General features: G+C 36.5%; 12 protein-coding genes and 4 tRNA genes. 10 read left to right on the forward strand and 6 right to left on the reverse strand.

Annotated elements, in window-relative coordinates; translation table 11 throughout:
* Positions 1-17: 17 nt before the first annotated feature.
* The gene (locus tag PHQ93_RS07750) at positions 18-509 is read left to right on the forward strand and encodes an HIT domain-containing protein (RefSeq protein WP_299942832.1); all 492 of its coding nucleotides are present in this window, start codon (positions 18-20) and stop codon (positions 507-509) included.
* Between the two features lie 28 nt (positions 510-537).
* Here PHQ93_RS07750 and PHQ93_RS07755 read toward each other — a convergent pair.
* Positions 538-612: transfer RNA gene (locus PHQ93_RS07755), tRNA-Gln, on the reverse strand.
* Positions 613-815: 203 nt separating this feature from the next.
* Here PHQ93_RS07755 and PHQ93_RS07760 point away from each other — a divergent pair.
* The gene (locus tag PHQ93_RS07760) at positions 816-1,796 is read left to right on the forward strand and encodes a phosphatidylglycerol lysyltransferase domain-containing protein (protein ID WP_299942834.1); all 981 of its coding nucleotides are present in this window, start codon (positions 816-818) and stop codon (positions 1,794-1,796) included.
* Positions 1,793-2,248, forward strand: coding sequence for a ribosomal protein S18-alanine N-acetyltransferase (gene rimI, locus PHQ93_RS07765; RefSeq protein ID WP_299942836.1), 456 nt, complete (start codon positions 1,793-1,795; stop codon positions 2,246-2,248). The genes PHQ93_RS07760 and rimI overlap by 4 nt, the downstream gene beginning before the upstream one ends.
* Here rimI and corA read toward each other — a convergent pair.
* On the reverse strand, positions 2,245-3,201 hold the full coding sequence (gene corA / locus PHQ93_RS07770; RefSeq protein ID WP_299942838.1) for a magnesium/cobalt transporter CorA: 957 nt from the start codon (positions 3,199-3,201) through the stop codon (positions 2,245-2,247). The genes rimI and corA overlap by 4 nt on opposite strands.
* 164 nt (positions 3,202-3,365) lie before the next feature.
* Between corA and mgtA the strand changes: the two genes are divergently transcribed.
* Positions 3,366-6,011 carry a magnesium-translocating P-type ATPase gene (gene mgtA, locus PHQ93_RS07775; RefSeq protein ID WP_299942840.1) on the forward strand — a complete coding sequence of 882 codons (2,646 nt, stop codon included), beginning with the start codon at positions 3,366-3,368 and terminating at the stop codon, positions 6,009-6,011.
* A gap of 24 nt (positions 6,012-6,035) precedes the next feature.
* Here the strand turns inward: mgtA and PHQ93_RS07780 are convergent, their stop codons facing one another.
* The 4 genes from PHQ93_RS07780 to PHQ93_RS07795 form a co-directional block, all read right to left on the reverse strand.
* On the reverse strand, positions 6,036-7,247 hold the full coding sequence (locus tag PHQ93_RS07780) for an EAL domain-containing protein (RefSeq protein ID WP_299942842.1): 1,212 nt from the start codon (positions 7,245-7,247) through the stop codon (positions 6,036-6,038).
* Between the two features lie 103 nt (positions 7,248-7,350).
* Positions 7,351-7,427: transfer RNA gene (locus PHQ93_RS07785), tRNA-Met, on the reverse strand.
* Positions 7,428-7,452: 25 nt separating this feature from the next.
* A tRNA-Gln gene (locus PHQ93_RS07790) sits at positions 7,453-7,527 on the reverse strand.
* 21 nt (positions 7,528-7,548) lie between these two features.
* Positions 7,549-7,625: transfer RNA gene (locus PHQ93_RS07795), tRNA-Met, on the reverse strand.
* A gap of 158 nt (positions 7,626-7,783) precedes the next feature.
* Between PHQ93_RS07795 and PHQ93_RS07800 the strand changes: the two genes are divergently transcribed.
* The 6 genes from PHQ93_RS07800 to PHQ93_RS07825 form a co-directional block, all read left to right on the forward strand.
* Complete coding sequence (locus PHQ93_RS07800) at positions 7,784-8,812, forward strand: bifunctional 3,4-dihydroxy-2-butanone 4-phosphate synthase/GTP cyclohydrolase II (RefSeq protein WP_299942844.1); 1,029 nt, start codon at positions 7,784-7,786, stop codon at positions 8,810-8,812.
* 31 nt (positions 8,813-8,843) lie between these two features.
* Positions 8,844-9,563, forward strand: a complete 720-nt coding sequence (locus PHQ93_RS07805; RefSeq protein WP_299942847.1) for a DUF695 domain-containing protein — start codon at positions 8,844-8,846, stop codon at positions 9,561-9,563.
* Between the two features lie 6 nt (positions 9,564-9,569).
* Complete coding sequence (locus PHQ93_RS07810) at positions 9,570-11,384, forward strand: MFS transporter (protein WP_299942849.1); 1,815 nt, start codon at positions 9,570-9,572, stop codon at positions 11,382-11,384.
* A gap of 104 nt (positions 11,385-11,488) precedes the next feature.
* On the forward strand, positions 11,489-12,673 hold the full coding sequence (locus tag PHQ93_RS07815) for a saccharopine dehydrogenase family protein (RefSeq protein ID WP_299942851.1): 1,185 nt from the start codon (positions 11,489-11,491) through the stop codon (positions 12,671-12,673).
* 5 nt (positions 12,674-12,678) lie between these two features.
* Positions 12,679-13,827, forward strand: a complete 1,149-nt coding sequence (gene nspC, locus PHQ93_RS07820) for a carboxynorspermidine decarboxylase (RefSeq protein WP_299942853.1) — start codon at positions 12,679-12,681, stop codon at positions 13,825-13,827.
* Between the two features lie 10 nt (positions 13,828-13,837).
* Positions 13,838-14,134 (forward strand): bifunctional 2-polyprenyl-6-hydroxyphenol methylase/3-demethylubiquinol 3-O-methyltransferase UbiG (locus PHQ93_RS07825; protein ID WP_299942855.1); only part of this gene is annotated, 297 nt, incomplete at its 3' end.

A 14,134-nucleotide genomic window follows, 5' to 3' on the forward strand; every position in this document is an offset into this window, starting at 1 on the left:
AAAGAGAGGAAAAGTCGATGAAAGATATTTTATATGCCCCGTGGCGAGATGAGTATATAGCAGGCAAAGAGGTTGAGGGTTGCGTCTTTTGTCATATTAGCGCCAATGAGCAAGAAGATGAAGAGCTTCATGTTTTATATAGAGACGAACACTGTTTTATAGTAATGAACCGCTATCCGTACACTCCGGGACATTTTATGATTATTCCTCATCTTCATACCGATAAACTAGAAGATTTGCCGAGTCAAACTTGGCTTCATATAAGTGCACTGGCTCAAAATGGCGTAAGGCTTTTAAAAGAGGGTTTTGGCGCTCACGGAGTAAATATCGGGATGAATTTAGGAAAAGCTGGCGGGGCAGGGATAGCCGAGCATATTCATATGCATCTAGTTCCACGATGGGAGAGAGATACAAATTTTATTACTGCGATTGCGCAAAATAGAGTTTATTCGACTGACTTTGAAAGAATTTATAAAAAAATTAAAAATTTGATTCCGAAGTATATGTAAGTTTATTTTCTTGATTTTCGATGTTGTGTGGATGGGGTAAAGGGATTCGAACCCCTGAATGACTGGACCAAAACCAGTTGCCTTACCGCTTGGCTATACCCCAATAGGTGTAAAAAAGTGCAGTAAATATTTTGTTATATCTGTTTTGTAAAACGGGTGGAATTATAGATATAATCGCCTTATATTAGCCTTAATTGGAGAACTATTTAAATAGGCTTGTAATGACGGTCATCTTCAAAATTTTTTTCTTAAAATATAAAAAAAAGATGTATTATTGCGTTTAATTTATAATAAAAGAGGATTTTCATGGGAAGCTTAACGATCAATAAACAGAAGTTAAAACGATTTACAATAGCTACTAAACCTATTATGGAAGAGTATCTTGCAAAAATTGATGTAGATTTAAGCGACTATACTTTTGCAGCAAATTATATATGGCTTGCTAACAGCAGCGGATTTTATGCAATTATAAATAAATGTTTTTGCCTCTTTATTATGACCGGCGGTGAACTTACTATGCTGCTGCCTCCAATCGGAAAGAAAAAACACATAACGGATGCAATAGTAAAATGTTTTGAAGTTATGAATGAGAACAATAGCTCCCCTTACTACTCACGAATCGACTATGTGCAAGGCTCCATGCTTGAAGAGTTTTTACAAAATACCGATGAAGCCGAGAGTATGTTTGAGATGCTTGAATCATATGTCGTTGAAAAAAAATTGGTTGATTATGTTTATGAAGTAAATGCTCTGATTGAACTTCGCGGAAATAGCTACCATACAAAAAGAACAGAGATAAATAAATTTGTAAAGTCATATCCTGATTATGTAGTTGAACAGCTAGACAGTGTAAAGCACAAAGATGAGATTATACATCTTTTTGACAAGTGGGTATCCGACAGGGTTAAGTATATGCCAAAAGAGGAAGCCGAAGTGTTTTTAGAGGGTATTCATCAAGAAAGACATGCTATAAAACAGATGTTAAAACATTATGGAGAACTCTCTCTTAAAGGTCTTGTTATATATATAAACGGTGAGCTTAAAGGTTTTACCGTAGGAGAGCGTATCAGCCAAGATACGGCAACGGTTATTATAGAAAAAACAGATTTTGAAATTTTTGGATGTGCTCAGTTTATTTTTAGAGAGTTTTCAAAAATGCTTAAAGAGCATTACGGCGTAACATATATAAATGTCGGTGATGATATGGGATTTGAGAATCTTCGCAAAGTAAAAATGTCTTATCGTCCGTTTAAGCTTGTACCTAAATATACGATTTATCAAAAATGATAATTCGCAAAGCAGAGCAAAAAGATGCTGCTTCGCTCTATGCATTAGAACAAAAGCTTTTTTCGGCAGAGAATTTTCCTTTATCAAGAGGCTCTTTTGCATATCATATACGAAACAACATGCTTTATGTAGCAGAAATTGACAACAATATCGCAGGCTATGTTTTGGTGTTGATTAAACGCGCTAATGCTAAACTATACTCTATCGGAGTCGGTGAGCCTTACCGCGGCAGAAAAATTGCGAAAAAGCTTTTGGAGTTAGTATCTAGGGAGTTAGTATTTTTAGGTTTTAAGCGTTTGCTTCTTGAAGTACGCATAGATAATAGCGCGGCGATATCTTTGTATAAAAAACTAGGTTTTAATATTGTTAAAAACCTTAAAGCTTTTTATCTTGACGGATGTGATGCCTATCTTATGGAATTGGATATTGCTCAATTTAAAGTAAATCTTTAGATCCAGCCTTTCTTTTTAAAAATCAAGATAGGCGTAACTGAAGATAGCACCATCAAGGCAATTGAAAAGAGGTAACCATACTCCCAGTGAAGTTCAGGCAGTATATCAAAGTTCATACCGTAAATGCTTGCAATAAGAGTCGGCGGTAAAAATATCACATTTACAATGGTAAATATTTTTATAACTTTATTTTGTTCAATATTTAAAACACCGATAAATATATTTTGTAAATAATCCAATCTTTCAAAATTAAAATTTGTATACTCAATCAAAGATTTTATATCTTTAATCATAATAGGTATTATATTTTTATCATCACTGTATTTATTGGACTTTAAAAGCGTAGTTAAAATTCTCTGTTTATCTGTTAAGTTCTCTCTGATTTTCATATTTAAATCTTCAAATGAAGAGATTCTTTCCAATATCTCCTCATCATCATTAGCATAATCGGTAAAGACATGCTTTCTGATTTTTGCTATCTCTTTTGATAGATTTTCAATAATATCGGCATCCGCATCGATTCTAATATCAATAATTTCGCAAAATACAGAGTATCCGTTTTTAAACTCTTTCGGTGAATTTAATAATTTTCTTATGAAAGTATTGAAACTTTCTAAATTTTTATATCTGATTGAAATAAGAAGATCATCTTGCAATATAAAAGAAACAGTTTCATTAAAAGCAGCTGCACTATCGGCATTAATAAGGAAGTAACTATTAATCTCGATTCTATTATCTTCTTCCCAATATCTAGAACTTAGCTCAATCTCTTCGCTCTCTTGTTTTGTCGGGAATTTTATATTAAATATTGATTCAACTGTTTTTATCTCTTCAATTGAGGGAGAAATCATATCAATCCAAATAATATTAGTCGTATCATTCTCTTTTTCTAAGATAGAAAAATTTTCAATGACTTCTAATTTTATACCTTTTTTTATAAAAGCATTTACCATAAGTATCCCTCCTCAATTAAAATATCAGACAAAAAAACTTTTTTTATTTTTGCTATAATAATTTTTGTGATTATAGCTAAATAAAAATTTTAAGTAGAACAAAGATATAGGGATAATAAAGAAATTTATATAAGTTGGAAAAATATTTTGCAAAGAAACCTTAAATGAAACACCATTTTCGTGCACTGGATCTCTTTCGACTCTCTCTGCCGGATCAACAATTACATGAGAGTTTGCCGCACGCCAAAGATATCCGTAGATTTTCAACACTTACATCCGATGAACTATATCACTATTTTAAAAGTCGTGAAAACGGTTTAACGGATAGTGAAGTACATTCTCGTATTAAACGTTATGGTTTAAATATTATTGCCGATAAACAAAAAAAGCATCTGATACTAATTTTTTTATCAAAATTCAAAGACCCCTTAACATTGATGCTTCTTGTACTGGCGGCGATTAATGTTTTTTATATCGAAGATTTCCGTTCAGCTTCCGTCATAGGCGGTATGACTTTAATTAGTGTTATCTTGTCATTTACACAGGAGATTCGCTCCGGAAAAGCTGCCGAGAAGCTTAATGCTATTGTTTCATCAAGCGTTACGGTCAGGCGTTTTAAACAGAGTGATGATTTGTTCGAAATTCCTCTTTCAATGCTTGTCCCCGGTGATATTATCCATTTGGGAGCCGGTGATATTGTTCCTGCCGATATAAGAATTCTTGTTTCTAAAGATTTGTTTGTTAATCAATCAACACTGACAGGGGAAGCCTTGCCTGTAGAGAAGTTCCCAGAAAGTCATGAACAGGCAACCGACACACTTTTTGATCTTGCCAATATATGTTACATGGGAAGTAATATTGAGAGTGGTACTGCAATCGGCATTGTCCTCCAAACCGGTAAAGAGACGTATGTCGGGTCAATAGCAAGTAGCTTGCAGCGTACACCCGATCCGACTACATTTGATATAGGAATTCAGAAATTTACATGGATGATGATGACCTTTATGCTTATCATGGCCCCGCTTGTAATCGTGGTAAATGGGTTGCTAAAACATAATTGGGCAGAAGCTTTTTTGTTTGGATTATCCGTGGCTGTAGGTCTTGCACCTGAGATGCTGCCTATGATAGTTACAGTTAATCTTGCAAAAGGGGCATTGAACCTTTCACGAAAAAAAGTAATAGTCAAAAACCTCCATGCGATTCAAAACTTTGGTGCAATGGATGTTTTATGTACAGATAAAACAGGCACACTGACACAAGATACAATTATTTTAGAACGCCATATCGATATTGCAGGCAATGACAATGCTCATGTTATTGAACTGGCTTATTTAAATAGCCATTACCAAACAGGATTAAAAAATCTTCTTGATACGGCCGTATTGAAATATGCTCAATATGAACACCTTCCTATGAGCCTTTATACCTCCAAAATTGATGAAATACCCTTTGATTTTATCCGTAAACGGATGTCGGTGATCGTTGAAAAAAATGATGTGTCAAAAGCACATTTGATGATTACAAAAGGGGCTGTCGAAGAGATATTACCGTTGTGTACGGCTGCAGATCATGATGGAAGCATCGTTGGGCTTGATGAGAGTATGAAAAAGCTTGCTTTTCAAACCGTACAACGATTAAATGAAGACGGATTTAGGGTCATAGCAGTCGCTTCCAAGGAGGTTTCTCCGGTTCAAACAATCTATTCATCATCAGATGAATCTGCTTTGATTTTAAACGGCTTTATCGCCTTTCTTGATCCTCCAAAAGAGAGTGCAAAAGGAGCTCTTGAAGCGCTGGCTCTCTACGGTGTAACGGTCAAAGTTTTGACGGGAGACAACGATATAGTAACTCGAAAAATATGTCACGATGTTGGCTTAGCGGTAAGTGGTATTTATAAAGGATCACAGATTGATGCCATGAGTGATGATGCACTTAAACTTGCAGTGGAAGAAGCCAATCTGTTTGTCAAGCTTTCACCGGATAATAAAGCACGTATAGTCCATGCATTAAACCAAAATGGACATACAACCGGATTTTTAGGAGACGGTATCAATGATGCTCCTGCCTTACGGATGGCAGATGTCGGTCTCTCTGTCGATACGGCTACGGACATCGCTAAAGAGAGTGCGGATATGATACTTTTGGAAAAAAGTCTTTTGGTTTTACAAGAGGGGGTAGTAAGCGGCAGGGAGGTGTTTGGCAATATTGTAAAATACATTAAGATGGGAGCAAGTTCAAATTTTGGAAATATGTTTAGTGTCTTGGGGGCAAGTATTTTTCTTCCGTTTTTACCGATGCGTCCTATACAAATTTTGACGAATAATTTTTTATACGACCTATCACAGGCGGCAACTCCGACGGATAATGTCGATCCGGAATTTATTGCCAAACCACGGAAATGGGATATTGACGGATTACGCAGATTTATGTTTGTTATGGGACCGGTAAGTTCATTATTTGACTATATTTTATTTGCCGTAATGCTGTATGTATTTAATGGCTGGCATAATCAATCTCTCTTTCAAACAGGCTGGTTCGTGGAATCTTTGGTATCTCAAATTATGATTGTCCATATTTTACGTACGGATAAAATTCCTTTTATACAAAGTATGGCAAGTGCGCCGGTTCTGATTATGACATCATTGGTTATGGTACTTGCTATTTGGTTACCTTATTCCCTTTTTTCAGAGGCTCTTGGTCTGAGTGCTTTACCGCAAATGTATTGGCCGATACTGTTTGCAATGATGCTGGGATATGTAGTGTTGGCACAAGCGGTTAAAACTTGGTATAACTATCAAAACAAATTATAAAACAGGGTTTGAACCTTATGACCTTTAGAGCTTGCTTTTATCTATCTCAATACCGCCGTACTCCAGCGTATATATCAAGTCGGTAGTATTGAGCTTTTCAAAATTTTCTAACATCATTTTTTTAAGATACTCTTTTTCTGCTTTTTCTGCTCTGAGTAAACTAGGGGCAAAAATCCCTTTTTTTTCCAGAACTAAAGAGGTTATATCGCTATCCATATCTATATGATACATCAACTCTTTAATATCCGTTTCAAAGATAGAGCTAAGCATAGAGAACATTCCTGCCAAATAAGCCTTGTCTTTTTTCTTCGGCTCGGCTTCTGCTTCCATCCTCTGGGCTCTTTTTATAGCAAGAGCTAAGATGCTTTTAGAGGCAGGATTTTTGGAAGTCTCGGAGTAGAGATACACTAGCAGCCATCTAAGGAGCTTATCCCTGCCAAGCAGGGTAATTACCTGAGTTAAAGACTCAATTCTCACATTAAAACTTCTTGAATTATTGAAAAATTGGATAAGTTTATATGATAAATCGGGCTGTTTTTTTATAAAAAACTCTAACTGCTCGGTGCTGTTGTTATCTTTTATGATTTTAATGAGTTGCAGTATTATAAATTGAGCGGGTTCTTTTGAGCCGACAATCTCCATAACTTCAGGCTTATCCAAGTAATAACCCTGAAAATAGTCAAAACCCATATCCGTATATTTTTTCAAATCTTCTTTAGTCTCTATATTTTGAGCTAAAAGTTTGACTCTTCCGCCTTTAAATTTAGCCATAACTTTTTCCAAATTTTCAGGCTCGGAAAGAACTATATCCATTTTTATAATGTCGATATAGTTAAACAATCTGCTAAATTTTGAGAGCATAGGCGCACTGGAGTCAAAATGCTCAAGCGAGAGCCTAAACCCTCTTTTTCTGTACTGTATGATTTTTGCCAGTACATTCTCCGTCAAATCTATATTTTCTAAGATATTTAAAATAAATCTATCTTTGTCTAAAACATCTAAAATGCCTTTTAAAAGTGCTTCTTCATCTATATTTACCAAAGCTACGGTTTTATTGCCCAATAATTTATCTAGTTCTTTGTTTGCAATAGAACTCATAATGAGTTGCGCAGTGCCTTTAACCTTAGAAGAGAGCCCCGCCTCATTATTTGAGTCGTCCATAAAAACAAGTTCATAAGCATATACCTGATTTTTATTGTCAAATATTTTTTGTTTTGAAATATTGATTATATTCATCCGATACACCCCGTTTTTGAGTATTATATCATCTTATAGGCTATTTCGGCTATTGTTGAATGGGCATTGAAATAATTTATGTTTGTTAAATAGGTGAGATTTTTGGTTGCGGAAATAGGATTTGAACCTATGACCTTCGGGTTATGAGCCCGACGAGCTACCGAACTGCTCTATTCCGCGACATTACCTAAAATAGGGGATTTTGTGGATGGGGTAAAGGGATTCGAACCCCTGAATACTGGTACCAAAAACCAGTGCCTTACCGCTTGGCGATACCCCAAAATAATAAAAGAAAAAGAATTGGTTGCGGAAATAGGATTTGAACCTATGACCTTCGGGTTATGAGCCCGACGAGCTACCGAACTGCTCTATTCCGCGTTGTTTAACAAACTACCATAAGATGTTTGTTGGAGTGGAATTATAGGTAAATAAGCTCTCTTTGTCAAGTAGATTGCGGTTAAATTTAGAAAAACTCTTTGAACTAAAATTAATCAACTTTTATATATAATTCGCGCAATTAAAATAAAGAAGTATATATGACACCGATTCAAAGAGTATTAGAAGCGATTGATGAGATAAAAAAAGGGCATATGGTCATTATGGTTGATGATGAGGATAGAGAAAACGAGGGCGATTTGGTATATGCCTCCGCATTTTCGACTCCCGCTCACGTAAACTTTATGGCAACACATGCAAGAGGGCTTATCTGTGTCGCAATAAGTAAAAAAATTGCAACTCGTCTATCTTTAAATCCGATGGTAAGTTCAAATACATCTTCGTACGAGACGGCATTTACTGTTTCTGTTGACGCTAAAAATGCACTAACAGGGATTTCAGCTTCAGAGAGAGATGAAACCATCAAGATTTTGGCAAATCCGATAAGCCATGCGGATGAACTGGTAAAACCCGGTCATATTTTTCCTCTAATAGCAAAAGACGGCGGAACACTTGTTAGAACCGGACATACGGAGGGCTCTGTTGATTTATGCCGTTTGGCAGGACTTAGCGAATCATCGGTCATCTGTGAAATAATCAAAGAAGACGGCACGATGGCACGACGCGATGATTTGGATATTTTCGGTGAAAAGCACAACCTTAAAACTGTTTTTATATCCGATATAGTTGAATATCGTCTTGCAAATGAGAGACTTGTAAATGAAATCGGTGTTGAAGATATAGAATTTTTCGGTACAAAAGTTAAAAAATATACTTTTTTAGATCACGACAAGATAGAGCATACCGCAATCGTGTTTCATAGCGTGGCTTCAGTTGCAAATGTGAGAGTTCACAATGTGATACCCGATATGGAACTGCTTTTAAATCAGAAAAAGTATAGTAATCTTATAGCTTCTATCGAGTATCTAAAACAAAACAGCGGTGTGCTGATTTTTATAAACAAACCTACTCATAACGATAATGCCGCTATGAAAGAGTTCGGGATAGGCGCGCAGATACTGAAATCTTTCGGCGTATCTAAAATGAATCTCATTACATCATTAAGCCATACCGAGTTTGTCGGACTTAGCGGATTTGGATTAGAGATTAATGAAGTTATAAATTGTTAGTTGTAGAAGAACTCCAACATAGAGTCGGCATATGAGAGAAATATTTAATAGAACACAAGACTCCGACTCGGTTGATATAGAAGTAGATATTGGCGCAGAGGATTTTGAGGGTTCTAATCCTTGGTTGTTTAGCGTATTTGTAAAATCGGCTAATATTAGTGAAAACAGTGATAGTTTTGATGAATTTTTAGAAACAAAAGAGTCTTTGATAATCGCTCTTGAGCATGAAAACAAGGCTAAATATGTCGGTACTAGAATAAATGACGGTTGGCATGAGTTTTATTTTTACGCAAAAAATTCAAAAAATTTAGAATCGGTTGTTGCGCAAATGCTAAAAAACAGCGGTTATAAATATGAGTGCAGCGTCGTAAAAGATGCAAAATGGGATTTTTACCATAAAAACCTTTTTCCGACTGAGTTGGAGTTTCACAATATCGAGAGTGATAAAATCATATTTTTGCTTGAAGAAGAGGGCGATGAACTCTCAACCCCAAGAGATGTAGAACATTATGTCTCGTTTGACACTGCTACCCAAAAAGAGAGATTTATACAAAATGCCCTGATATGCGGGTTTGAATTTAAAGATGATATCAGTAGCGAAGAGTTTGAGTATGGCGTGGCACTTGTAAAAAAACATCCCGTGACAAATGAGGATGTGAGAAAAGTTGTAGAAGAGTTATATCTGCTTATTAAAAAAGATCACGGCTATTATGAGGGTTGGAGTACGATACTAGTTGCTAAGGACGATTGATTTTACATGAAAAAAATGTTTGCAATCGTCGGAGTTATAAACTATTTAGCAGTTGTTTTTTTAAACGCATTTACGGATTTAGGTCATAAGATAATCATCCAAAATACCGTTTTTAAGGTTTATGACGGAACGACTCAGATAATACTGAGCGCGATTGTAAATGCTTTGATGCTTCTTCCTTTTATCTTGGTATTTTCTCCATCCGGCTATCTAAGTGACAGATTTGCAAAAAATATTGTTATGAAGCACGCTGCTCTTTTAGCTGTTTTTATCACTCTTGTTATCACTTTTTCTTATTATCAAGGTTGGTTTTTTACCGCTTTTGCCCTTACATTTTTACTTGCCCTTCAAAGTGCGCTTTACAGTCCCGCAAAATACGGATATATAAAAGAGTTAGTCGGCATAAAGCATATAAGCGATGGAAACGGTATGCTTCAAGCTATTACGACAAGTGCGATTTTACTTGGGATTATAGTATATACCATACTGTTTGAGACGCTTTTAGGCGATGTTTTTGCTACAAAAGAGGATATCTTAAAAACCATAGCGCCGCTTGGGTGGCTTTTGGTTTTGGGTTCGGTTGTCGAGTATATGCTGACTTTGAAGCTGCCAAACAAGATGATAAAAGCAACTCGCAAAAAATTTGAGTTTGCCAAATACATAAAAGGTTTTTATCTGAAGAAAAACTTGATAATGCTTAGAAGAAAAAAAGAGGTTTTTGACTCCGTGATAGCACTTAGCCTTTTTTGGTCAATCTCTCAGGTCGTGTTGGCAATTTTCGGCGAGTACGCAAAGAGTGAGCTTGGCATTACAAATACGATTATTGTTCAGGGTGTAATGACTTTTTCGGTCATCGGCATAGTTTTTGGTTCTATGTTGTCGTCCGCTTTTTCAAGATACTATATAAACAGCGGACTCTCAACACTTAGCGCATTAGGCATTGCGTTTATGCTTTTTGCTATCCCGTTTACGACAAACACGCTGTTTTTGGGAATAGAATTTGTTCTTTTTGGACTCTTTAGCGGTATGCTTTTGGTTCCGCTAAATGCAAAAATTCAGCATCTCTCTCCGGATATCCATCTTGGAACTATCGTGGCGGGAAATAATTTTGTTCAAACGCTTTTTATGTTCTCTTTTTTGATGCTCACTACTCTTTTTGCCTACTTCGGTATGAATGCAAAAATTCTATTTTTCGTTATGGGCGTTGTCGCATTATATCTGCTCTATAGGCTTTTAAAGAGATATCTTGTTATGGCGGTTTGGACTCTTTTTGAGTCAATTTTAAAAATCCGTTACAAATGTACATATATAGGGTTAAAGCATATTGGACAAAATACGCCGATACTCTTGGTGGGAAATCATGTTAGTTGGATTGACTGGTTTATACTTCAGCTTCCACTGGAGAGAAGAGTTGTTTTTTTGATTGATAAAGATATATACAACAATAAATTTCTAAAACCGATTTTTAAATTAGGCGATTTGATCCCTATATCGCAAAAAGCTTCAAAAGATTCATTTATTGAAACCTCAATGAAATTAAAAAATGGTAAAATTGTAGCAATATTTCCGGAAGGCGAAATATCTAGAAGTTCCGATGTCGCAAAATTTTATAGAGGCTATGAGTTTATCGATAGAGGCGGTGCCGCTATTGTGCCTTTTTACATAGACGGTGTTTTTGGAAGTCTTTTTGCAAGACACAAAGGTGAGGGCAGCAGGAATTTTTTTAGAAAAAGAGAGATAACGCTCTACTTTGGCGAGCCTATATCTCATGATATAAAGGCTGATGAGCTAAGAGAGATAGTAGTAAGTTTAAAGTGTTGATTAATCTGACGCTTTATGCGTCAAGCTTCAGTGCCAGTGCGGCTAGCGTAGTCAATCGGGACGGGTTCCGATTGGCGTGATATTAGTAAAAAAAGGATATAAATTTGAGAACAACATTAATAATAGGTGCAGGCGGAGTTAGTCGTGTAGTTGTACATAAATGCGTACAAAATGCGGATGTTTTTGGGAAAATAGTACTAGCGAGTAGAACATTAAAGAGATGTCAAGATATAAAAAATGAACTTCCAAATGCGGCTATTGAAGTAGCCTCTGTTAATGCAGATAGCACGGATGAAGTTATAAAACTTATAAACTCATGCAAACCGAGTATAGTTATAAATGTCGCACTTCCTTATCAGGATTTGACAATTATGGATGCTTGTATTGCTACAAAAACTCCATACCTTGATACTGCAAACTATGAACATCCCGACGAAGCAAAATTTGAGTACAAGCTTCAATGGGCAAGAGACGAGAAGTTTAAAGAAGCGGGAATCATGGGGCTTTTGGGAAGCGGTTTTGACCCGGGGGCAACAAATGTATTTTGTGCTTATGCTCAAAAACACTACTTTGATGAGATACACACCATAGATATACTTGATTGTAATGCTGGCGATCACGGTTATGCTTTTGCAACAAACTTTAACCCTGAAATCAATCTTCGTGAGGTTTCGGCAAACGGCAGATATTGGGAGAACGGCGAGTGGATAGAGACTGCGCCGCTTGAAATTATGCAAGTTTGGGATTATCCTGAAGTAGGTCCAAAAGATAGTTATCTGCTCTACCATGAAGAGATGGAGTCTTTAGTTAAACATATAAAAGGGCTAAAACGCATTAGATTTTTTATGACATTCGGACAAAGTTATATAAAACATATGGAAGTTCTTCAAAATGTCGGAATGTTGGGAATCGAGCCGATTGAGCATAAGGGTATGATGATAACTCCGATTGAGTTCTTAAAAACGCTTTTGCCTGACCCTGCATCACTTGGAAGCAGAACTAAAGGCAAAACAAACATAGGTATTGTTGCCGAGGGTATCAAAGACGGCAAAAAGAGAAAAATCTACATCTATCAAGTAAAAGATCATGAAGAGTGTTTCCGTGAAACTAACTCTCAAGGCGTATCATATACAACGGGAGTTCCTGCAATGATAGGCGCAAAACTTATGTTAAAAGGCATCTGGAGCGGAGTCGGCGTATTTAACATGGAGCAGATGAATCCTGATCCGTTTATGGAAGAGATGAACACGCAAGGACTTCCTTGGCAAGTTAAAGAGTTAGAAGTATAACAGTAATGGATAGTTTAGAAAAAATCGCTACGCCGTACTATATTTGCGATGAGTCGCTTCTTCGCGCAAACCTTGAAATCTTAAATCGTGTACAGATTGAGAGTGGAGCTAAAGTGATTTTGGCTCTTAAAGGTTTTGCAATGTGGAGTACATTCCCTTTGGTAAAAGAGTATCTCAAAGGTTGTACTTCAAGCGGGCTTCATGAGGCACTTTTAGCACGAGAAGAGTTTGCAAAAGATGATAAAAATCTTGAAGTTCACACATATTCGCCGGCTTATAAAGATGAAGATATAGATGAGATAGCACGCATATCCAATCATATAGTTTTCAACTCGCCAAATCAGCTTTTTAAATATTGCGATAGGGTAAAAAAGATAAACCCTTCCGTGAGTCTATCACTAAGAATAAATCCTGAACAATCATCATCTCCAAAAGATATTTACAATCCTTGCGGACTTTACAGCAGGCTTGGAACAACGCTTGCAAATTTTGACGAGAGAGTTTTGGAACATATCGAAGGACTAAATTTTCATGCACTCTGCGAGCAGGATGTTGATGCGCTTGAAGAAGTTTTAGAGGCATTTGAAGCAAAGTTCTCCAAATACTTTAAAGGTATGAAGTACATAAATTTCGGCGGCGGTCACCATATAACCAAAAAGGGTTATGATGTCGATAAGCTCATAAATATCATTAAAGCTTTTAGAGCAAAATACGGCGTTGAAGTCTACCTAGAACCCGGAGAAGCGGTAGGCTGGCAGACGGGTGTGCTTGTTAGCAGTGTTCTTGATATTGTCCATAACGGTATGGATATAGCTATTTTAGACACTTCGGCAGAAGCGCATATGCCCGATACTCTTGCGATGCCTTATCGTGCAATGGTGAGAGGAAGCGGTGAAGCTCTTGAGAAAAAACATACTTACAGATTTGGCGGAAACACCTGTCTGGCAGGTGACATCATGGGAGATTACTCTTTTGATACGCCTCTAAAAATTGGCGATAAAATTATATTTGAAGACCAAATTCACTACACATTTGTTAAAAATACAACTTTCAACGGCATCAAACTGCCGTCTCTTGTTTTACTAAAAGAGGATAAGAGTGTAGAAGTAGTTAGAGAGTTTGGATATCAAGATTATAGAAATAGACTTTCGTAAAGGATTAAAGATGCAAGAAGATAAACAGAGATGGAATGAGAGATATTTGGATAACCCGATGCCGCAGAGTGTTTCTCCGCTTGTAGAGAAATATATCTCACATGCAAAAGTCGGTCAAGCTATAGATGTGGCTTGCGGAACGGGTAGAAATACGCACTTTTTGGCTGATTTGGGATTTTTAGTAGATGCCGTCGATATATCCGACTATGCTCTTGGTAAAGTAAAAAAAGGCTCAACGATTACCAAAATAGATGCAGATTTGGATAAGTACAATCTGGCTCCAAATAAGTATGATTTGATAGTAAAT

Source organism: Sulfurimonas sp. (genome assembly GCF_028714975.1).
Lineage (GTDB): Bacteria > Campylobacterota > Campylobacteria > Campylobacterales > Sulfurimonadaceae > Sulfurimonas.